The organism is Tepidibacter thalassicus DSM 15285, from assembly GCF_900129915.1.
In the GTDB taxonomy this organism is placed as follows: Bacteria; Bacillota; Clostridia; order Peptostreptococcales; family Peptostreptococcaceae; genus Tepidibacter; species Tepidibacter thalassicus.
Genome location: NZ_FQXH01000010.1, coordinates 49,650 through 73,069, shown reverse-complemented (window position 1 = coordinate 73,069; position 23,420 = coordinate 49,650). Strand labels below are relative to the sequence as shown.

The window sequence follows — 23,420 nt, the reverse complement described above, 5'->3', positions numbered from 1 at the left end:
CCTACTTTCTATAATAACTTATAACTTTTTTTACTGCTTCTATAACATCATCAACATCTTCACCACTCATAGCAGGAAATAAAGGTAGTGTAATCATACACTCATACAGCTTTTCAGCATTTGGACACAATCCTTTTTTATAACCTAATTTTCTATAATAAGGATGTAAATATACTGGCAGATAATGTACATTCACTCCTATATTTTCAAACCTCAAAGCTTCAAATATTTCTTTTCTAGTACAGTTTAATTTATCTAAATTAAACTTTAATATATATAAATGCCAACCTGAATTTGAATAATCTGGCTCAAACGGAATAGTTACTTCTTCCATATCATTAAAAGCTTCATTATATCTTTTTACTATCTCTCTTCTCCTATCTACAAAATCATCCAATTTATCCATCTGACTTATTCCAAGAGCGCATTGAATATCCGTTATTCTATAATTATATCCTAATTCTAATTGCTCATAATACCATGGCCCTTCTTCATAACTATTTAACAATTCCCTATCTCTAGTTATGCCATGGCTTCTAAATAAAATCATTTTTTTATATAATTCTTCATCATTAGTTACGACAATTCCACCTTCTCCAGTAGTTATCGGCTTTACTGGATGAAAACTAAAAGTAGTTAAATCTGCTAAAGAACCAACTTTTTTCCCTTTATATTCACTACCTAACGAGTGAGCTCCATCTTCTATAATCACAATATTATATTTATCAGCAATTCTTCTTATTTCATCCATATCAACAGCTTGTCCTGTAAAGTCCACTGCTATTATAGCTTTAGTTTTATCAGTTATTTTTTTTTCAATTTCCTCAGGATTAATATTATATGTACAAGGATCAATATCGACAAATACAGGCTTTCCCCCACAATAAAGTACGCAATTTGCAGACGCTGCAAATGTTATTGAAGATACTATTACCTCATCACCTTCTTTTATTCCCACAGCAAGACACGCTATATGAAGAGCTGCTGTTCCATTAGATACTGCTACTGCATACTTAGCTCCTACATAATCAGCAACTTTCTTTTCGAATTCTCTTACTATTGGACCAGTAGTCAAATAATTTGATTTTAAAACATCTACAACCAAATTTATATCTTTCTTATCTACACATTGTTTTCCATATGGTAAATATGTATCTCTAACAGGTTTTCCACCATATATAGCTAACCCTTGTTTCATTTTATTCTCTCCCTTATATTAAATCAGTTGATTTTATCCATTCCTCAGTTTCTTTTATTCCCTCTTCCAATGTATACTCAGGTTGCCATCCTAAGATATTTTTAGCCTTATCATAATTACACTTTAACTTCATAATTTCACTTTGAGGATGAATATGTTTTACATGTTCTATATTTACCCTTTCATTAGATATTAATTTTGCCAACTCATTTATAGTAACATCTCGACCAGTTCCTGCATTCAACACTTCTCCATTCACTTTATCGCTATATCCAGATTCAACAACAAATCTAGCACAATCTTTTACATATAATAAATCCCTCGTTTGTTCTCCACTTCCATATACTTTCAAAGTCTTTCCTTCTAAAGCATTTTTAATAAATATAGCTACAACTCCACCTTCTCCACCTGTCTTTTGAAAAGGACCATAAGTATTAAAAGGTCTAATAACCACTGTAGGCATTTTATAAGAATAATAATATGAAAGCACCATATTTTCAGCCGCTATTTTACTGCCACCATACGGCGAAATAGGTTTTATAGAATGAAATTCATCTATTCCTTTATCTTCGCATTTATCATAAACCATACACGTACTCATAAAAACAACTTTACACGGATGAGTAATTTCGCTTTTATCTAAAATCCAATTATCTCCATCCATTTTTGAATTCTTGCCAAACATCTGAATTTTAGCTCTTTCTAATATATTAAAAGTTCCTACCGTATCATTATAAAATGTAGTCTTAGGATCATCTATACTATCTTGTACATTTATTGAAGCAGCTAAATGATATACTATATCAAATTTATTTTCATCAAACACTTTATCTAAAATTTCTTCATCTTTTATATCTCCTTTAACAAATTCAAATTTTTCATTATCTATAAATTCGTTTATATTCTCAATCCTTCCATTAGATAAATTATCTAAAGCAACAACAGCATGTCCATCATCAAGTAATCTCTTTACAACCCATCTTCCTATAAATCCAGCTCCTCCAGTTACTAATATATTCATTTTATTCCTCCTATATCAAATTTTCACTAATTATTAATTTTCTAACTTCTTCTTTATGTATAGGCTCTTTGCCATGAGAACTATAGCTTTCTCTTTTGGCTTTATCAAATTCACAATAGTTCTTTTCATATATCCCTCTTTCAACTGAAATAGGAATTACAGCATACATATCTCCTAAATCATATGCAAATTCTGCTTCTTCTTCTGTCATCAATTCCTCATACATTTTTTCCCCAACTCTAAGTCCAATTGTTTTTATTTTAACATCATTTATGTCTATATTATATTTTTTACACGTTTCTTCAACAACAATTTCCGCCAAATCTTTCAACTTAATTATAGGCATTTTTAATACAAATACCTCTCCACCTATACCTTTTTCCGCCGCTACCATAGTAAGTTTAACAGCATCTGTTAATGTCATCATAAATCTGCTCATTCCATGATTAGTTACCGTTATTTCTCTTTTTTCTAATATTAACTTTTTAAATAACGGTATTACAGAACCACGTGATCCCATTACATTTCCAAATCTAACAGCTACAAATTTAGTTCTAGCTTTTCCCTTACTATAATTAGCTGCTTGAACTAACCTTTCTGCCAAAAGCTTTGTAGCACCATAAGCATTTGTTGGACTTATAGCTTTATCAGAACTCGTAAATAATACACATTCTACATTATGATATATTGCTGCTTTAATTACATTTTCCATTCCAGTTACATTAGTTTTTATAGCTTCCGTTGGATTATATTCACATGAAGGAACATGTTTCATAGCAGCTAAATTAAATACTATATCTATATCTTCCATAGCTCTCTCTACTCTATCATAATCTCTAACATCTCCAATTAAAAACCTTAACTTTCCTTTATGTATATCTTCTATTTCTCTTTCCATTATAAATTGTTTATATTCATCTCTACTTAATATTCTAATAACCTTAGGTCTTTGATTTAATAATTCTTTTACCAAACCTTTACCAATTGTTCCAGTTCCACCTATTATGAGTATCTTTTTACCATCATAATATCCCATAAATTACACCTTCTTATATATTTTGTCTAAATATACAATCGACAAAACAATGCATTTTTTTAACATATTTTATCTATCAACCTTTTTAAATAATGTTCCATTTTTAAAATAACCTCATATCTAGCTTTATACATACCCAAATTTCTCTTAGATATCCTAATGCTTGCCTCTCGCTCATTTTCATTTATCTTTTCTCCATAATTCAAAGTAATATTTATCATACTTGGCTGTAAACAATACACTAATAAATTATTTTCAACTTTATAACTTTCTATTAATTCATCTATTTCATCCATTCTATTTAAAACACAATTTATATCAACATCTATATTCTCATTATAATAATCAACAAGTTTCATAGATAGATTTATATTTTCATTTATACACTCTTTTATAATCTGCAAATTATCATAAATCTTATTTAATACATCTATTTTATTATTAATTTCATCACCACTAACATACTTGTATTTAACAACACTATCAATAACATTTTTAGGATTAAATTCACAACTGCAATACCTCTTTATCACATCTTCTAAAGACATAATATTTGTTCCCTTTATATCTACTCCACCTTCAGTTGCATTAATAAAGTGTTTATCATTATTTTTTTGTATAAATTCTTCAAACCAACATAAAAAACTATACAAACTCGAACTAGTTAATATATCTTCGCCATGTATATCTTTAACTTTTATCAAATCTTTTTCATTTTGATCTATTTTATTTTCGCTTATAGAAGCGCTATCACTGTGATATTTATTATCTGTATAAGCAAGATCTTGACCTATAAATACTATAGGATTACATCCTAAGTAATTTGCAATAGCTGTAGAATAATTTGCAACTGATCCACCCGATTCAATAATGTCATATTTTTCATTTTCTAATTTATATATTAAATCTTCATAGTATTTATCATTTGTAAATACAACTTTGCCTTTATAATTATTTATAAGCTTATTGTTTGAATGTATTAAAGTTATCAAAGGTATATCATTTGATATGTATTTCTCAACTAACGTATATGCAATATCATTCGGATCTATATTACATAATATATGTGGCTTAATCCCCCTTTGTAAAAGAGGTTTCAAAGTTCTCACTCCAGCTATTATCAATGCTTTATTTTGAATATATTTTAATTTGTCAATATTTTTTTCTAAAGAAGGTCCTGCTGAAACTATAATAGCAGGCTTATCTTTAAATACATTTTTTAATTTATTTATACTATTCCCTTTATTTACAATATGATAAATATTCATAATAGCATTTTCACTTATTTTATCAGCTAATATGTTAGCTGTATCAATGTGAAATAGCAACTGATCATTGTATAATTTTACTACCCTTTCTAGTTCATTGAAATATGACCTATATATATTTTCATATGAATTTAATTTATACATTTTTATATTTCTATACTGATTTTCATTTAAAATATTATTTAATAAATATTTAAATCGAGCAATATTTTCACCTATTATGATTTGTACATTTTTTTTGTTTATTACATTTTCATATTCAGAATTTTGCATAGCTATACTAAATATTTCTTTATTTGGCTCTATTAAAATTACATTGCTTTTTTCTGTTATTATTCCATATAATTGTAAAAGATTATATCCTAATCCTCCTCCAAATAAAACAAATATAGTATCTGCATTGTATTTGTTTATATCTTTAAATGTATTTATAGCTTCATTTATTGGATCATACTTACTATGAATATAAAACTCTCTACCATTATAATTCACCTTTAATGTATGTCCTCTTTTTTTAGCTTTCTCTAAATTTATAATCATAAAATTATTTCCCTTTCAATGAAATATAATTTTTTATAAAATAATCTAATTTCATATGTTTACATCCTTTAATAAAAACTCCTCCCTCTGTACAATTTATAAATTCAACATCAGGAGTATCCTTTATTTTATTTTCAATCCAATATTTAAAACTCAAAAGTCCTAAAGTTGTATTCAACACTTCTCCATTTTGACCTATTATTTTTCTCATATTAGGAAGGTTTTTCACTTTCTTTTCTTCTCCATACATATCACCTTTAGCATGATGTTCATTATTTGTATACGCTAAATCCTGCCCTATAAAAACAATTGGGTTTGCTCCAAATTTTATCGCTATATCCATAACTGCAGTGGCTACAGATCCTCCAGAATCTATCAAATACTCCTTATTTTCTATTCTATTTACATCATTACACGCAATATACTTTGGTCCTAAATATTTAGATACAGTATAAGAACTAGCAGTATCCAAAAATACCAAAGGTATATCTAAATTTTCATATCCTTCTATTTGCTTATACGTTATATCCTGTGGATCTATTATACAGAACATATTCGGCTTAAATCCTATTTCTAAAAGAGGTTTTAAAGCTGAACCTACAGCAAATACAAAAGCTTTGCCTTTTAGTTTATGAAGTAAATGTTTATTTTTATTCAAAGAAGGTCCTGCCGACACTATAATTAAAGGTTTATTTTTATATTTATTAAACAAAACTCCTATATTTTTACATTTAATATTTTTATTTTTTTCAAGATTTTCAGATAATAAATTCACCCATTTATCCGTTAAACTTTTTTTAATATTCCAATTTTCAATAACAAATTTAAAATCTTGATATTTATTAGGTATTGTTTTTATAGATGCAGTATGAATAATAAATTTACTTCCATCTATTAATAATCCTTTCAATTTAGTAGCAATATACTTTTCATCATCAGAAATAATAAGTTTTAATCTATTATCTAATAATACTTCTCTTAAATCTCTCAATATTAAAGCTAACTTAAAAACTTGTAAATTAATATCCACTACATACAACTTTTTATCTCTATCTATTTTTTTTAACATTTCTTCTATATGATACCCAAGTCCAAATCCATAAACTATATTGATATCTACATTATTGTCTATTTGAGCATTTGCAAATAAAACAGCTTCTTTTTTTGGATTATATTTACTATGTAAAAAACATTCATAACTATCTAATATATCATCACTTACAATTTTCAAAGTATAATCGCCCACTCTAGTTTTTACAATATTATACAAATTATTAGATATATTAATTTTCGATATTTTATTGAATAAATCAAAATCTATTTTTTTTAAAATATTCGCATTATTATTGTAAAAATCCATTTTTTACGCTCCAATCGTAACAAGTACTTTATCTTTCCAATTTTCTAACACTGGAATTATCTCATACTCTAACAAATCAGCTATAAGCACATAATCTCTATTTTCTAATGCATATACCATCTCCATAAGATATTCATTTATTTTAGAAATTTCTATTTTTTCTTTTTGTATATCACTTGTAATATTTATACCTTCTATTATATCATTTAAAGCTTGTATAACTTCCACTACCATTTCATTCCCTTTGCCTTCGTTTCCATTTTGGAAAAATTCAATTGTATCCTTTATATCATAAATAAGTTTTTCTAAATATTCATCAATAGTCTTTAATATTTCTAATTTTTGATTATTCATCATAAGCACTCTCCTCTAAATTTTTTATACAATTATCCATTAGTTCACATGTAATACCCACATTTTCATATATTCCTTTGTATAATAATTTGCTCTTTGTAGCTAATCTCATACCTTTTTCTCTTTCTGTTTCATTTATTTTTTCTTTTAAACTTTTGTCTAAATTTATATTTAAAATAACAGGTTCAACTAAATAATTAACCGCTATATTACTGTCCTTGTTTTTCAACATATTATTATCTATTTTTTCTAACTCAATCAGTACATCCCCCAAATTTTCAAATTTATTATTTTTATATAACTTATACATTTTCTCACTCAATTTAATTGCTCGTTTAGCATGTTTTTTTAAATTCAATATATCCTGTTTAATCTTTTTTAAATTAAATATTACTTTATCAACTTTCAATTTATCTAAATTTTTACCTTCCAGTTTATCATCTAAAATACATTTAACATCTATACATTCTCGACAGTATTTTTCTATAGTTTCATTCAATGTCAAAATATTTGTTCCACTTATTTTTGCTCCGCCTTCTGTTGCATCTATAACCATTTTATCTGACATATTTTCTATATAATTTTCAAACCATTTTAAATATGTATACAAAGGAAAACTAGTATATACTTTATCACCATATATATCTTCCACTTCTAAATGTAATTCATTTGATTTATTATTACTTCCCTCAGTCTTTGAATTTTGCGCATGACTTTTTCCTTCTGTAAAAGCTAAATCCTGTCCTACCAAAATCAAAGGATTACATCCCATATAATCAGCTAATGAAAAGCATGTATTTGCAACTGATCCACCCATAGATATAACATCAATATACTTATTCGTTATATTCTTTATCAAACCTATAGTTTCAGGACAGTTTATAAATACTTGTTTCCCCTTATGTTTTTTTATTACTTTACTATTAGATATTACCATACTAACTAATGGAATATCTCTATGTTCATACTTTAAACCATTCTTTATAACATCATAAGCTGGTTCTCCTGGATCTATAGAAACTATAATATCCGGAATAATATCATTTTCAAACAATGCTTTTAATGTTCTCCCACCAGTTATAATAACTGCTCTATCTTGTGCTTTTTTTAAATATTTTATATTTTTATCCAAAGACGGACCAGCCGATACTATAATCGCAGGCTTTTCTTTGAATATACCTTTTAATTTTTGTATCTCACTCCCAAACACAATACTATCTATATTTTTAAATAAATTTTTATTAAATTCATAAGAAAAATAATTCGTCGTATTAACTTCAACTTTATTATATATTACTGAATACTTTAATTCTTTTACTGTTTCTAAGTAAAATTTTTCATATATTTTATCATATTGAGCAAATATTAAAAATTTAATATTCGACAAATCATTTGCAGATATAAAATCTTTAAATGTCACTTTAACTTTTTTTGTATTCATACCTACACAAAAGTAAATATTTTTAGATTTTATTAATTTAGTAAAATCATTTATACTAATAGCTTTTTTAAAAATTTCTACACTAGGCTCAATAACTACAATTTTATTATTTTCTGTTAATAAATCAAACAATTTCAATATGTGATAACCCGGTCCCATACCAAATACAACGAAAATACTTTCAGCATTATATTCACCTATATTACTTATAAATCTTTGTGCCTCTTTCATAGGTGAGTATTTACTATTTATATATCTAGTACTATGTTCATCTATTAATTTCATTGAATATGTATTTTCTCTAGTTAATTCAACCTCAATTTCATAATTATCATTAAAACTCTCAATATAATCTATATAATCGCTTTCATAATGTTTTTTTAACATTTCCATATTTTCCTTGAATATTTCATTCATTTTTACACCTCAAATCAACATATATCATATATATCGTCAAATAAAGCAAAATTTTATAAAAAAAGTAGAAGATTCAAATCTTCTACCTTTTTATAAACTATCTTAATAATTGTAATACTCCTTGAGGAGCTTGATTTGCTTGAGCTAACATTGCTTGTGATGCTTGAGCTAAAATATTTGCTCTTGTTGACTTCATCATTTCTTTAGCCATATCTACATCTCTTATTCTTGATTCTGCTGCTTGTAAGTTTTCAGATGCATTGTCTAAGTTCTTAATAGTATGCTCTAATCTATTTTGATATGCTCCAAGCTTAGATCTTTCACTTGATACTTTGTTTATAGCATCATTTATTTTTGTTATTGCACTACCAGCTTTTGTCGCAGTAGAAACATCTATTGAATTTACTGATAAAGCTTTAGCATTCATTGTAGCAATAGTTAAACTAATAGTTTGACCTTTATTTGCTCCTATTTGGAATGTTTTACCCGAGAACTTTCCATCTAATAATTTTTGAGTATTGAATTCTGTTGTATCTGCAATTCTAGTTATCTCTTGTTGTAATTGATCTATTTCTGCTTTTATAGCACTTCTATCTTTTGTAACATTAGTATCATTTGATGCTTGTACTGCTAATTCTCTCATTCTTTGAAGTATTGCATGAGTTTCATCTAATGCTCCTTCTGCTGTTTGAATAAGCGATATAGAATCTTGAGCATTTCTTGATGCTTGATTTAAACCTCTTATTTGAGCTCTCATTTTTTCTGATATTGAAAGTCCTGCTGCGTCATCTCCAGCTCTGTTTATTCTCATACCTGAAGATAATTTTTCAATAGATTTAGCTTGAGCTCCTTGGGCTATACCCATTCTTCTGTGTGCATTCATTGCATTAAGATTGTGATTGATTATCATAATACATACCTCCTTGAATTTTTTATGTAGGCTTCCTTTCCCACATTTTTTTATTTATATCAAGCCCCATGGCTTAATAACTAAATTACTTCTTTAGATTTTTGTTCTTTTTCCCAGACTTCTCCTCTCATTATTTTCATCTCTCTAGGAGCGTCTATTGCAAGTCTTAATTGACCACTTTCACTTTTTACTACCTTTATTTTTATCTTATCATCAATTACTATATATTCTCCTGGCTTCCTGCCCAATACTAACATCCTGGTTCCCTCCTTATTTTTTAACAAAAAAAGACGACTAATAAACCCATTTATTATTTCTCATCCTGAGAAATTAAATAAGCTTATTAATCGTCCATGATTTTATTACATTTATCATATTAAAATTATGTATTGGTATTTTATACTTTTTCAAGACTTTTTTATTTAATGTTCCATTTATTTCTTTCATCTATTATATCGATACATTTCTCTAATACTTTATACTTTTTTTGAAAATTTTTTATAAAAATTTACGCTTTTGTTTTTCCCATTTTTCACCTCTAATTATATCCATATCCTTCGGAGCATCTATCGCAAGTCTTAACCGCCCTCTCCCACCTTCTATTACTTTTACTTTTATCATGCCACCAATTACTACATATTCACCTATCTTTCTGCCTAATACTAACATTCTTTATTCACTCCTTGAACTTAAATTTATAAAGTAAAAGGCCGGTTGCACTACTAATTCAGTATAACTTAAGTGCCCAAATAACAAGTTATACTTCATCATCTCCTTTAAAATAAAAATTCAACAAATTATTCAATCTTACTATATAATAATACATTTTCACTTGTATTATTTCAATATACATCTCGCATAAAGATCTTTTTTAAATTTACATTATATAATATTATTAAATTTTACATTTCGCGAATAATATTCAAGTATTTCACGATGTTTTTTAAATAATACATACTATTCCATTCCCTTTACTAAACCTTTAATATATTTTTTAGATAAAAAACATAATTCTCCATTACTCATAAGAATATACATATCATTTCTTTTTTTGTTTATTAATTTTATATAATTTTTATTTACAATACAAGCTTTATGAGATTTATAAAATCTTTCATCTAATTCTTTTTCTATATTTTTAAGCCTTCCATAAAACTCAATTTGTCCATCTATAGTAGATACTCTTAATTTTCCATTTATATTAGTAGTTTTTATGCTAATTATTTCATCAAGATTTAATAAATAAGTCCTATTACCACACTTAATTGTTATAAATTTATTTTCTGTTTTTAAGTATTTACTCAATATAATTTCAAAATTTTCTATCAACCTTCGTTTTATATCATCTTGTTTATCTATAAAATCTAATGCTTTTAATCTATATTTAAAAACATACATTACCATTGTTGGATGATTTGTTAAAAATATTATTTCTCCATTATTATCATATTTCCGTATTTCTCTTGCAAGTTGAATCCCATTTTTATTATCTTTAAGCTCTATATCTAAAATATAAATATTTTTTTTATCTAGATTTTGCTTTACATAATCAACTACACCTTTTGTCGAATCTTTAACAAGCCCTATACTAAAACTATACTCTTGTTTTGCCATAAAACCTTCAACTATATTCACAACCTCACTAGATATAACTCGATCATCTTCACAAATTACAAAATTAATCATTAAAAATCCAACTCCTTTTCTTTTTAAAATTAAATAAAAACATTAAAATTTTATTGCGAATAACGCTAAAATTTTAATGTTTTTATTTCGAAGTTGATTATCATTACATTATTTCAATTTTTTATAATATCACATATAATTTCTATTTCTTCTCTCTTAATTCCAACTGAACTCGGTAAATTTATTCCTTTATTAGCTAATTCTTCTGTAACAGTCATATCCAAATGCCTACACTTCATATATGGAGGCATTTTGTGAACTGGTGTAAAAAACGGTCTTGTCTGAACTCCTCTCTCTTTTAATCTATTTATAAGTTCATCTCTAGTAATACCAAAATCATCTTCTATAATAATTGAATACAACCAATAAACATTTCTAGCATATTCTCTTTCAGCAGGTATAGTAATTCCCCTTGTGTTTTCCAAAAGTTTATTGTAAACTAAAGCATTTTCCCTTTTAATACTTATGTACTCATCTATTTTTTCAAGCTGTGCACACCCCATGGCAGCAAGAATATTAGGCATTCTATAGTTATACCCTATTTCTTCATGAAAAAATCCACCGTTATCAAGCAAAGTCTTAGTCTGTGTAGATAAATATTTTACTCTTTCACCTATCTCCTCATTATTAGTAACAAGCATTCCTCCTGCACCAGTAGTTATCAACTTATTGCCATTAAAACTAAAACACCCTACATCTCCAATTGTCCCCGTATGTTTTCCTTTATATAAAGAACCCAAACTTTCTGTTGCATCTTCTATTACATATAAATTGTGTTTTTTTGCTATATCCATAATTTTATCCATATCAACAGGATGTCCATATATATGAACAACTAATATAGCCTTTGTATTTGGAGTTATAGCTTTTTCTATTTTTTCAGCATCCATTACAAATGTATCTCTGCTTACATCTACAAATACAGGATCTGCACCTACATATCTTACTGCGTTCACAGGAGATATAAATGTAAGAGATGGAACTACAACCTCATCACCTTCTCCTATTCCAAGTACTTTTAATGCAAGATGAATTGCTGCCGTTCCATTTACAGTAACTACTGCTTTTTTTATATTTAAATACCTCAAAAAATCTTCTTCAAACTTATCGACATAACTCCCCGCAGAAGATACCCAATTTGTATCTAAACACTCCTTAATGTATTTCCACTCATTTCCTCGTATTTCAGGTATACACAACGGAATCATATCTTCAACTCCTAACTTTTCTCCTCAAATTTATTACTTTTTATAAAACATATCATTTCAATTAAGTAGGATGCATATGAAAATATAAAGGAATACTCATAAATATTTTGTTAAAAAACTTGTTAAATGAAATAAAAAATTCGTTAAAAAAGCTTTGTGTCTGAGCGATAGCGAGTTTTAAAGCTTTTAGAATTTTTTATGAAATGAAACTTAGTTTTTTCAAAATATTCATTGTATGAGTGTTATTTTCGTGTGCATCCTACAATTTTACCTACACATTATAAATATCCGTTTTAAAATACTTCATATTATCTCTTATCCACTTTATAGTTTCAGATAATCCTTCATCTAAAGTATATTTAGGTGTCCAATCTGTTAGTTCCTTTATTTTAGTATTATCAGCCCACAACCTATTTACTTCACTTTTTTGAGGTCTTATTCTTTTTTCATCTGTAACTATTTTTATATCTTCACCTATTATATCTATAATTTTTTTAACTAAATCACCTATACTTATTTCATAATTAGATCCGACATTTATAACTTGACCTATAGTTTTTTCACTTTCTGCTATTTTAATAAACGCTTCTACAGTATCCTTAACATAATTAAAATCTCTTGTAGGTGTTAAACTTCCAAGCTTTATTTCTTTTTTTCCCGAAAGTATTTGAGATATTATAGTGGGAATTACAGCTCTTGCTGATTGTCTTGGTCCATACGTATTAAAAGGTCTAATTGTCGAAATAGGCATATTAAAACTTCTATAAAAACTTTCTGCTATTTTATCCGCTCCAATTTTTGAAGCTGAATACGGGGATTGTCCTTGAAGTGGATGGTTCTCATCTATTGGAACGTACAAAGCAGTTCCATAAGTTTCACTTGTAGATGTATGAACTATTTTTTCAACTTCGCATTCTCTACAAGCTTGTAAAACATTAGCCGTTCCTTCTACATTTGTTCTTACATACGCCATTGGTGATTGATATGAATAAGGTATAGCAATAAGTGCTGCAAGATGAAACACTACATCTTGTCCTTTTACAGCTTTAGAAATACTATCGTACTCTCTAATATCTCCAGTATATACATTTATTTCTTTTTTTACATTTTCATCAAAAGTATCTATCCATCCCCAACTATTAAATGAATTATATTGAACAAGTGCTGTAACATCCGCTCCAATCTCAACTAGCCTTTCAGTTAAATGACTTCCTATAAATCCTTCTGATCCTGTAATTAGAACTTTTTTTCCCTTTAAATCCAATACAATCACCTCTTAAAAATTTTAAAATAATCTTCATTTGCTCTATTGTAATCTTCAATATACCCTATATCCATCCAATATTCTGTAATCGGAAAACTTCCTATACATTTATTTTCTCTTATTATTTTCTCTATCAAAGTTGTTATGTCATAATATTCAAAATCAGGAATATAGTCTATTACTATTGGATCTAAACAGTATATTCCTCCACTTACAAAATTATTTATAGTCGGTTTTTCCGTAAGTTTTACAACTTTATCATCTTCAAGTTGTAAAACTCCATACGGAACATTAATATCGTATTTACGACTTGCTATTGTTATACAATTTTCATTTTCTATATGATAATTCATAAGTTTTTCAAAGTTGAGTTTTGTAAGTATATCTCCATTTATAACAAAAAAATGTTTATCTAAATACTGCTGAGCGAGTTTTATAGCTCCAGCAGTTCCCATTCTTTTAGGCTCATATATATACTTTATTTTCACTCCAAAATTTTGACCATCTTGAAAATAATCTTCTATAATATGCGATTTATAATTGACAGATATTAATATGTTTTTATATCCAAAATCTCTAAGCTGAATAATTATAGTTTCAAGTATCGGTCTATCTCCCACTCTTAGCATCGGCTTTGGAATTTCTTCTGTAAGAGGTCTAAGTCTAGTTCCTAACCCCCCAGCCATTATCAGTGCATAATTTTCTTTCTCTTTTGCGTTATTATGTAAATCATTAAAAAATAAAATATCTACTACCTTCATATTTTCATCTACAACTGGTATTTGCATAATTTTTTTACTTATGAATATATTTTTTATAAATGTATCAGAGTAATTTTCATGTACAAATACACAATTAGTATTAGTTATTTTTTTTGCCTTTTCCTCCAATGAAATTCCATTGAGCAATGCTCTTCTAATATCTCCATCAGTTATAGTACCTATAAGTCTTTCATTATCGTCTACTATAATTGCTATTCCCTTTGCTGTATTATCTATAATTTTCATTATTTCTTTTAATGAAAAATCTAATTTTGCAAATACATCCTGTATTTTCATATAATCACCCTTTTAAATTTTTCATATAAAACTGAGCTATATTAAAATCATCAAGTGAATCTATATCTATTGAGCTCACTCTATCCATTACATAAGGTATTGTTTTTTTCATTTCAAAATCCCTAAATTCTAATAGTTTTTCTGTTTTCGCTATGTATATTGCTCCATTTAATCTGTACAGTTTAGGAAAGTCTTGTCTTCTTGTAAAAATTTTTTTATCGTATTCTATAAAATCCTCTAAATATCCATTATCATCTATTCTTTTCATCCAAAACGGTGTATGTTCTACTTCAGTAACTGAAATTACAGAATCAACGTTTTTATCAATAATCAATTCAATCGCTTCATCTATATGATTTTTATTCCTAAGAGGAGATGTACATTGAAGAAGTAGTGTATATTCAGGGTTATAATTAAAATTTTCTTTTAATTTGTTCAAAGCATGAATAATAACTTCCATTGTAGGAGTATCATCCTTGGCTAAATTTTCAGGTCTTAAAAAAGGAATATCTGCTCCATATTTTCTAGAAATTTGTGCTATTTCCTCATCTTCTGTATTTACTAAAACTTTATTTACATATTTAGATTTTTTTGCAGCTTCAATTGTCCATGCTATTAACGGCTTTCCGTTAAAATTTTTTATATTTTTTCTAAAAACCCCTTTCGATCCCCCTCTAGCAGGTATTATTGCCAAAATTTCCATCAAAAATCACCTCTGCTTGTATAAGAGAAAATATACTGGATTTTTGTCGGGATTATTTAATAGCCATTCATCACATAATTTATTGTATATCTGTTCATTGTGAACTCTTTTTCCTATATAAAAATCCAACGTTTGTTTTGAAAAGCTTTTTTTAAATTTAAAAAGTCTATCTTGAGGATCACTTGTAATTCCACCCCCAAGGTGCATTTTTTTTAATCCAATACTTTTAGCGTATTTTATAGCTTCCATAAGCATTAAGTTGTTAGGAGCATATTTTAAATATTCACTCAAACTCCCAGATAAATGATAGTGAAAATACTGTCCGTACTTTAAAAAAAGTCCTCCAGCAATAACCTCATCATTTAAAACAACTTCAAATAAAATACAATTATCGCTTTTACTTATATTCTCAAAATACTCATCACCAAAATAATAAAATGAAGAAGCTTTGACCTTTTCCATTGTTTTATAATAAATTTTCTTAAACGCACTATAATCATTTGATTTTCTCACTTTTAATCCAAACTTTTCTGCTTTTCTTATCATATTTCTATTTTTACTGCTTATTGAATTTTCCCATATAGATTGTATGTCTTTATCTAAATTTACAATTACAGTCGTTCTATTTTTTAATATTTCTATATTATGTTTAAATATATTAATATTATCAATCAGTGGATTAAATCTTATAAATTCAGCAAGAATATTGTTTGATTTACAGTAATTTAAAAATTCATTTTCAAAAGACGATAAAAAATTTTTATCATTTGAATTAGATATAGGCCCTGTATATCCATATACAGTTTCAATATCAAAATAATCTTCTTTCAAATTTTCATTTTCTATTTTGTTTAATAAGAAAGGATATAAAGCTATTTTTTCTCCGTCTTCATATACAAAACATCTCGCTTCACTTTTTCCCCTTTTTTCGTACAATTTATGATAATCTAGTGTATAATATATATCCCGATACTCTATTGGCATATACTGTATGTATTCATTCCATTTGTTATTTTGAGATGTAAATACATTAATCATTTTTTTCTCCTTCTAAACAATTACTTATTTTAAGTAAACTAAATACAATTCTATCCATGTCATTTAAGTTATATCTTTGATCTATAGGTATTGTTAAAATATTTTTTCCTATTTCATTTTCAATATTCCAATGTATAGGACAATATATATTGTCATCCATGAGCAATTTTCTAACTTTATCTCTATTGTTTTTTATATAAATCGGAAAACCCAACGGTATAGTATTATTTAATCTATTTACATCAAATATAATTTCTACAAAATCTATTTTTTTTATTTTTTCACATAAATATTTATAGTTTTTTTGACGTTTCATTTTAATATAATCGACATCTAATAAGTTCAATAGTTTTTTTGATATATTGTTCATTCCGTATATTTCTTTTCTTTCATAATAAAATTTTTCAGCTTCTTTAAATATATTTAAATAATTTTCTTCATTTCCTATTTCATAATCTATATATAATCTTTTTTCACTTCTTGCTTTGTTTATTAACTCATAGTATTTATCTTTTATTTCTTTGTAAATTCTGTCGTTTTTAGATAACAATATACTTCCATCTATGGGAACAAATTTTCTGTAACTATTAAATACATAATCTCCTATGAAGTTGTTGTTTTCAAACCAAAGCATTTGAACTGCATCTTCTATTATTTTAAAATTGTATTTTTTTCTCATTTTTTTTAAAAATTCTATAGTTTTTCTATCATGATAAAATCCAAAATAATTTATAATATAAACCGCTTTTACATTTTTATTTGAAATTTTTTCTTTTAAAGAATTTAAATCTATAGATAAATCCTTATTTATTTCATAAAATATATAATTTACATTTTTTTCACGTAATGAGTATAGTATAGTCGGACATAAGTGATTAGGCATTAGTATAATATCACCTTTACCAATTTCTAAATCATTTAACACTGCTCTTAATGCACTTTGTCCTCCACTTAAAAAAGTAGCTTTAATCTCTTTAAAGTTTTTATTTTTTCTATCAAAAATTTCTGATGTAAACCAAAACTCTCCACCTATCGGTTTTATAAATTTCATAATCACTACCTACTTTTGAGCCTGTACTACCCAGCTTTTTATTTTTACTGTTTGATTTTCATGTGTTGTTTCAATATAATCTATTTTTATATTTTTAAATCCAACTTCTAAAAGATAGCTCCTCAATTCATCTTCAGTAAAAAAATGAACTGTTCCAACTTCACTTAAAGGCCCTTTTGTTATATTTGTATAAGTATTTTTCTCTATTTCCTCTCCAAGCCCATATCCTAGAGTTTGTGTTGAAAAAGATATTGAAAAAAATTTTCCATCGTCTTTTAACACTCTATATACCTCTTTGTATATTTTTTTTATTCCTTCTATTCTATTGTGAACTACGCATTGAATATCTATTACACAATCGAATTTTTTATCTTCATATTCTATACTACTTACATCTCCTACTGTAATTTGACTTTTTAAGTTTTCACTTTTAAGTCTTTCCTTTGCCTTGTTCACAGCCGTTTGAGAACCATCTATCCCATAAGAATTAAATCCTTCTCGACTTAAATACCATAAATTAGCTCCTGTTCCAGAACCTATTTCCAATATATGAACTTCTTTTCTATCTCTTTCATAATAGTTCCTAGCTATAAATCTTATTAATTCCTCTGGTGGATATTTTCCCCATTCTCTTTCCCTATGCACCTTTTCCCATGTTTTATCAAAAAATCCCATTTTTATACATCCTCCCAATTTATAGGTTCATCTTCAGTTAAATCTCTCTTTAGAGTTCTGCCTATTAATATGTCTATAAACTCTGGTTTTATACCATTTCCCGGTCTTTTAAATTCAAGTATGTCTTTAGTGAGTTTTGTTCCTTTTTTTAATTCTTTAGATGCTACTATGCTTCTTCTAACTTGATTCATTATTTTCAATTCTCTTTTTGTCGGTTTTTTTATCCCATTTCCAAGTAAAGCCTCTGTATTTCTTATGCTTTTTACAAATTCCTTTAATTCAAAAGGATTTAATGATGCTTTATGGTCTGGTCCTTGCATATTCTTGTCTAATGTAAAATGTTTTTCTATTATTACTGCGCCAAGAGTTACTGCTGCTATTGCAGCTTCATATCCAAGAGTATGGTCTGAATATCCCACATCTACTTTAAATGCATTTTTTAAAGTCACCATGGCATTCAAATTTACATCTTCATAATTAGTGGGATAATCTGTTGTTGCATGAAGAAGTGTAACATTTCTATTTGCTTGAGAATATATGGCATCTAATGCTTTTTCTACTTCTCCTAAAGTGCTCATTCCAGTTGAAAGTATTATTGGTATTTGTTTTTTTGCTATTTCCTTTAAATAATCTATATTTGTTACTTCCGTTGAACCTACTTTTATATAACTCACTCCTAAATCACATAAAAAGTTGAGACTATCTATATCATCTGGCGTCGATAAAAACATTATATTTTTGCTTTCACAGTACTTTTTTAATTTTGTAAAATCATCATAAGAAAGCTCTAGTTTTTTCACCATTTCAAATTGAGATTCTTCATGTCCCGTATTTTCTTTTTGATACTGAGCTTTATCAGCTTTTTTTCCTATTATCTTTTCAGTTTTAAATGTTTGAAATTTTACTGCATCACATCCTGCTTCAACAGCTTTATCTATAAGCTTATATGCAAGTTCTATTTTTCCATTATGATTAACCCCTGCTTCAGCTATTATAAAAACTGACATATTACCCTCCAAATACTAGTTTTTTCTTTAATAGTTTTTCTCCTATTTCTATTTTGCTTAAGATATCTACTATTTCCTTGCTTGTATTTCCCTCGCCATAAATACTCTTTGTATTTTTAGCTATTTCTCTAAATTCATCACTTAAAGCTCTGTTCACAGCTTTTATTATTTCTTCTTTATCATATCCACAGGAAATTATGTTTTCCGCTTTTAATCTTCCCTTTTGCCTATTTCCTATATCTACTGCTGGTATTTTGAGATAAGGCGCTTCTACTATTGCACTTGATGAATTTCCAGCAACTACTCCACAGAGTTTCATAGTACTCAGATATCTCCTTGAACCCAAACTTTTATATACATGGATATTTTTATTTTTAGTTTTAAAATATTCAAGTCTATCTATTATATATTTCCCTCCACTATCACTATTAGGATATGTTATTATCGTTTTTTTATTTAAAACATCTAACGCTTCTATTAAATTATCCATTTGATATTTTAAATCGTCTATTTCAAGTGTAACTGGATGAAATGTAACTAAAAGGGTTTCTCTATCCACTTTAAATCCAAAGTATTGCTTAAGTTCTTCACTGGAATAAAATTTCATATTTTTTATATTTTCTATTCCAGGATCTCCAACATTGTATATTCTCCAACTTTCTTCACCCATTTTTCTTATATTTTCTGCATAATATTTATTACCTGGGAAATGAATATGGGCCATTTTTGTTATTGCATGTCTTATTTGCTCATCTATTGCCCCTTCTGTAATTTCTCCTCCAGATATATGAGCTATGGGAATGTTCATAGCCATGGCAGTTGCAGCTGATGCAAATATTTCATATCTATCTCCAAGAATTAAAAGTATATCGGGATTTATTCTTAAAAATGTTTGAGATAGATTGCTCATAAGAAGTGCCATGGATTTTGCAATAGATTCCCTGCTGTCAGTTTCAAATATTATATTTATACTTTCTTCAACTTTAAATCCATCTTTTTTTATATCATCAATAGTATATCCATGTTCTTTTGACAAGTGATTTCCCGTCACTATAAGATACAATTCTAACTCTCTATGATTTTCAATTTCTTTCATCGTATTGTACAAAAGTCCATATTCTGCTCTTGTCCCTGTAACTACAACTATTTTTCTCATATCAACCTCCAAAAAGGTTTTAGTCTTTTAAAATTTTTAACGCGTACTCACAGACTTCCTGTATATACTTATATTGATTCATAGAAGATTTAACTAGTTTTCTCTGTTTATTTAAAATATCACGTTCTTTTTCCAAATTTCTTCTTATCTCATCTTGAATAGTAAATAAAAATACATCACATATTGGATGAATAAAATTATCATAAACTTCATTTTTTTCTATAATTTTATTAATTTTATCTAATTTTTTATTGTATTTAAGAACCTTATTATCATTTCTTCCTATTGCCAAATTATTTTCCATTTTAATACATACATCTATAGCATCATTAGTTAACCCAAGTATATTTTCAACTTCTCGTGATATATAATTTTTAATATTTTCTATCACATTTCTATCTATATTATTTTCATTAAAAGATTTTTCATATATACTATCTACCTTTTCAACAACACCATTTAATTTACAATATTCTTCTATTGTTTCTCTAAAAGTCTTTATTTCAGTTCCCTTTATTCTAGCTCCACCTTCAGTTGCATCTATATATAAAACATCTCCATTATTTCCTATATAGTTTTCAAAAGATATCCTTAAAGAATTCCAATTTTTATTTGTATATACATCATTTCCATAAATATCTTTTATTTTTATTCTTTCCCACTGTTCACTTTCCATGGCTTGAGAATGAACAGCTCCTTCTGCATATGCCTTTCCATCTGTATAAGCAAGATCTTGTCCAATAAATATTATTGGATTACATCCCATTTTTTTTGCAATATCTCCTGCTATTACTGAAACTGTAGCAGCCGATTCTATAACAGGTGTATTTAAATTTATCTTTTTTTCTATCCAATCCAATATAAAATCAGAATCTAATTTCATATACAATTTAGGTCCTTTATAGTTATTTAAACCTTCATAATGAATTTTAGGACTGTATATAAATTTAACATCATTCCAATTTATTCTTTTAAATATTTCACTTTCTTCTTTCGAACCATCTATACCTACCATAAAATGAGGCTTTATATCATTTTTCTGCAAAATATTAACAGCAGATCCAACTCCAAATATTAAAGCACTGTCTTTTATATCCTTTAATAAATGCATATTCTTTTTCAGAGAAGGTCCTGCACCCACAATCACAGCTGGAAATCCCGTAAATTCACCTAAATAATCTTTTATCAAAGCACTTTTTGGATATTCACTTAGGTTTTTAACAATATTTGTCAACCAGTCCTTTGCAAATACTATTTTAGTAGCAATATTATTTCCAAATAACGTAGCTTTGCCTTTAAAATCTTCTTTTAAATTATTCCACCAATCCATATATATATATCTATAACTATTTAATGCCTTAAATATTATCCCGTCTATCATTCCCTCATTATTACAGTGATATATTGAACTGCTTATGTCTTTATAATCATTTCCAATGAGAATAACTAATCTATCATTAATAAAACTCCTTATATCTACGATTGTCAAAGCTGCTAAAAATAAATTTATATCCGGTTCTACAACAACTATCTTTTTTATTTTTGTTTTTAAAAGTTCTTTTATATGATATCCTAGCCCAAACCCCAATACGCATATATTTTCTTCATCTTTTAAATCATCCATCCAAAGTTCTATTTCTCTGTCCATATCGTAATTGCTATACAGATGAACTTTTCCCTGAGAATAATTTACTATTAAATTTTTTCTACCTTTAATATCCTCTGTAAGTAAAAAATTACTTAAATCAGCTTCAAAATTATCTAATTTTTTATACAATGCAGGAAAATACTTTTGTATAATTTCAATATTCTGTTGAAATAAATCCAATGCTCTCAACTCCTAGTTTTTTATTACTTAAATAAAGGCATTATTTCAAAATAAAATATATCTGCTAAATATACATAATCTTTATTGGATAGTGCATCTATACATATATTCATTAAATAATTAATTTTTGTTCTAAATTCTTCACTCAAATTTTCATTTGATAGTTTTTTTTCTAAAAACTGAAGTATTCTACTCAAAATATTGTTATCTAAAATTTCACCTCTGTATATTTTTTCCCTAAACAACTCTATTTCATTTACTACATCCACACAAATCACCTTCATATTATTTTTTCTTTACTATTAAGTATTTACTATATTTTTTTAAATATTTATTGCACTACAAAAAAGCCAGAGTTTTCACCCTGGCTTCAATTATTATCTTAGAAGTTGAAGCACTCCCTGTGGATTTTGATTTGCCTGAGCAAGCATTGCTTGTGCAGCTTGAGATAGTATATTTGCTTTAGTTGATTTCATTATTTCCTTCGCCATATCTACATCTCTAATTCTTGATTCTGATGCTTGTAAGTTTTCACTTGCTACATCTAAATTCTTAATTGTATGCTCTAATCTGTTTTGTATTGCTCCTAATTTTGATCTAGCAGTTGAAACTTTTCCTATTGCTGCACTTATAGAAGTAATTGACGCCTGTGCATCTGTTGTAGTAGAAACAACTACATTTGAAACTCCCAATGCAGAAGTTGTCATTGCAGTTATACTTATAGCTAAAGTTTCTGCACTATTTGCACCTATTTGAAGTGTTACATTATTATCTGATAAAGTACCATCTAATAATGTTCTTGTATTGAATTGAGTTGTCGATGCTATTCTATCTATTTCTGATGTTAATTGATCTAATTCTGATTTTATAGCAGTTCTATCGGCTGCAACATTTGTATCATTTGCTGCTTGTGTTGCAAGTTCTCTCATTCTCTGTAATATTTCATGTGTTTCATTTAATGCACCTTCTGCTGTTTGTACTAATGAAATACCATCTTGAGCATTTCTTGAAGCTTGATTTAAACCTCTTATTTGAGCTCTCATTTTTTCAGAAATTGACAGACCTGCTGCATCATCTCCAGCTCTATTTATTCTCAATCCTGAAGATAATTTCTCAACAGATTTTGCTTGATTTGCTGAATTGATTCCCAATTGACGATGAGCATTCATTGCCATAAGATTGTGATTAATTCTCATAGTAA

At 27.2% G+C, this 23,420-nt stretch carries 23 protein-coding genes and 1 riboswitch; all 23 genes read right to left on the bottom strand.

The features are described 5' to 3' along the window. Position 1: 1 nt before the first annotated feature. Entirely contained in the window at positions 2-1,198 is a 1,197-nt protein-coding gene (gene pseC / locus BUA19_RS05910; RefSeq protein WP_072724657.1) for a UDP-4-amino-4,6-dideoxy-N-acetyl-beta-L-altrosamine transaminase, read from the bottom strand. A 13-nt stretch (positions 1,199-1,211) separates the two neighbouring features. Next, entirely contained in the window at positions 1,212-2,219 is a 1,008-nt protein-coding gene (locus BUA19_RS05905; RefSeq protein WP_072724655.1) for a dTDP-glucose 4,6-dehydratase, read from the bottom strand. A 10-nt stretch (positions 2,220-2,229) separates the two neighbouring features. After that, complete coding sequence (locus BUA19_RS05900; protein ID WP_072724653.1) at positions 2,230-3,255, bottom strand: SDR family NAD(P)-dependent oxidoreductase; 1,026 nt, start codon at positions 3,253-3,255, stop codon at positions 2,230-2,232. 59 nt (positions 3,256-3,314) lie between these two features. Next, positions 3,315-5,063, bottom strand: coding sequence for a motility associated factor glycosyltransferase family protein (locus BUA19_RS05895; RefSeq protein WP_072724651.1), 1,749 nt, complete (start codon positions 5,061-5,063; stop codon positions 3,315-3,317). 4 nt (positions 5,064-5,067) lie between these two features. Beyond that, complete coding sequence (locus BUA19_RS05890) at positions 5,068-6,423, bottom strand: motility associated factor glycosyltransferase family protein (RefSeq protein WP_072724649.1); 1,356 nt, start codon at positions 6,421-6,423, stop codon at positions 5,068-5,070. A 3-nt stretch (positions 6,424-6,426) separates the two neighbouring features. After that, positions 6,427-6,780 (bottom strand): hypothetical protein, encoded by a 354-nt coding sequence (locus tag BUA19_RS05885; protein WP_084601965.1) that lies wholly within the window; start codon positions 6,778-6,780, stop codon positions 6,427-6,429. Next, positions 6,770-8,635 carry a motility associated factor glycosyltransferase family protein gene (locus BUA19_RS05880; RefSeq protein ID WP_072724647.1) on the bottom strand — a complete coding sequence of 622 codons (1,866 nt, stop codon included), beginning with the start codon at positions 8,633-8,635 and terminating at the stop codon, positions 6,770-6,772. The genes BUA19_RS05885 and BUA19_RS05880 overlap by 11 nt, the downstream gene beginning before the upstream one ends. A gap of 97 nt (positions 8,636-8,732) precedes the next feature. After that, complete coding sequence (locus tag BUA19_RS05875; RefSeq protein WP_072724642.1) at positions 8,733-9,545, bottom strand: flagellin N-terminal helical domain-containing protein; 813 nt, start codon at positions 9,543-9,545, stop codon at positions 8,733-8,735. 80 nt (positions 9,546-9,625) lie between these two features. Continuing rightward, positions 9,626-9,802, bottom strand: a complete 177-nt coding sequence (locus BUA19_RS05870) for a carbon storage regulator (RefSeq protein ID WP_072724640.1) — start codon at positions 9,800-9,802, stop codon at positions 9,626-9,628. Positions 9,803-10,043: 241 nt separating this feature from the next. After that, entirely contained in the window at positions 10,044-10,214 is a 171-nt protein-coding gene (locus BUA19_RS05865; protein WP_072724638.1) for a carbon storage regulator, read from the bottom strand. Positions 10,215-10,244: 30 nt separating this feature from the next. After that, positions 10,245-10,329, bottom strand: a riboswitch (cyclic di-GMP riboswitch). Between the two features lie 173 nt (positions 10,330-10,502). Further along, the gene (locus tag BUA19_RS05860) at positions 10,503-11,231 is read right to left on the bottom strand and encodes a LytR/AlgR family response regulator transcription factor (RefSeq protein ID WP_072724636.1); all 729 of its coding nucleotides are present in this window, start codon (positions 11,229-11,231) and stop codon (positions 10,503-10,505) included. 113 nt (positions 11,232-11,344) lie between these two features. Beyond that, entirely contained in the window at positions 11,345-12,439 is a 1,095-nt protein-coding gene (locus tag BUA19_RS05855) for a LegC family aminotransferase (protein WP_072724634.1), read from the bottom strand. A 271-nt stretch (positions 12,440-12,710) separates the two neighbouring features. Next, positions 12,711-13,703 carry an NAD-dependent 4,6-dehydratase LegB gene (locus BUA19_RS05850; RefSeq protein ID WP_072724632.1) on the bottom strand — a complete coding sequence of 331 codons (993 nt, stop codon included), beginning with the start codon at positions 13,701-13,703 and terminating at the stop codon, positions 12,711-12,713. Between the two features lie 5 nt (positions 13,704-13,708). Further along, on the bottom strand, positions 13,709-14,761 hold the full coding sequence (locus BUA19_RS05845; protein WP_072724630.1) for a nucleotidyltransferase family protein: 1,053 nt from the start codon (positions 14,759-14,761) through the stop codon (positions 13,709-13,711). A gap of 4 nt (positions 14,762-14,765) precedes the next feature. Next, positions 14,766-15,464 (bottom strand): acylneuraminate cytidylyltransferase family protein, encoded by a 699-nt coding sequence (locus BUA19_RS05840; RefSeq protein ID WP_072724628.1) that lies wholly within the window; start codon positions 15,462-15,464, stop codon positions 14,766-14,768. 6 nt (positions 15,465-15,470) lie between these two features. Further along, on the bottom strand, positions 15,471-16,502 hold the full coding sequence (locus tag BUA19_RS05835) for a lipid II:glycine glycyltransferase FemX (RefSeq protein WP_072724626.1): 1,032 nt from the start codon (positions 16,500-16,502) through the stop codon (positions 15,471-15,473). After that, the gene (locus BUA19_RS05830) at positions 16,495-17,553 is read right to left on the bottom strand and encodes a DegT/DnrJ/EryC1/StrS family aminotransferase (RefSeq protein WP_072724624.1); all 1,059 of its coding nucleotides are present in this window, start codon (positions 17,551-17,553) and stop codon (positions 16,495-16,497) included. The genes BUA19_RS05835 and BUA19_RS05830 overlap by 8 nt, the downstream gene beginning before the upstream one ends. Positions 17,554-17,562: 9 nt before the next feature. Next, positions 17,563-18,228, bottom strand: a complete 666-nt coding sequence (locus BUA19_RS05825) for a class I SAM-dependent methyltransferase (protein ID WP_072724621.1) — start codon at positions 18,226-18,228, stop codon at positions 17,563-17,565. Positions 18,229-18,230: 2 nt separating this feature from the next. Then, entirely contained in the window at positions 18,231-19,235 is a 1,005-nt protein-coding gene (gene neuB, locus BUA19_RS05820; protein WP_072724619.1) for an N-acetylneuraminate synthase, read from the bottom strand. Between the two features lies 1 nt (position 19,236). After that, positions 19,237-20,391 carry a UDP-N-acetylglucosamine 2-epimerase gene (gene neuC / locus BUA19_RS05815; RefSeq protein WP_072724617.1) on the bottom strand — a complete coding sequence of 385 codons (1,155 nt, stop codon included), beginning with the start codon at positions 20,389-20,391 and terminating at the stop codon, positions 19,237-19,239. 19 nt (positions 20,392-20,410) lie between these two features. Further along, a complete protein-coding gene (locus BUA19_RS05810) occupies positions 20,411-22,219 on the bottom strand; it encodes a motility associated factor glycosyltransferase family protein (RefSeq protein ID WP_072724615.1) in 1,809 nt (602 codons plus the stop codon). Positions 22,220-22,242: 23 nt separating this feature from the next. Continuing rightward, positions 22,243-22,488, bottom strand: a complete 246-nt coding sequence (locus BUA19_RS05805; protein WP_072724613.1) for a hypothetical protein — start codon at positions 22,486-22,488, stop codon at positions 22,243-22,245. Positions 22,489-22,596: 108 nt separating this feature from the next. Then, a complete protein-coding gene (locus BUA19_RS05800; protein WP_072724611.1) occupies positions 22,597-23,415 on the bottom strand; it encodes a flagellin N-terminal helical domain-containing protein in 819 nt (272 codons plus the stop codon). Positions 23,416-23,420: the final 5 nt, after the last annotated feature.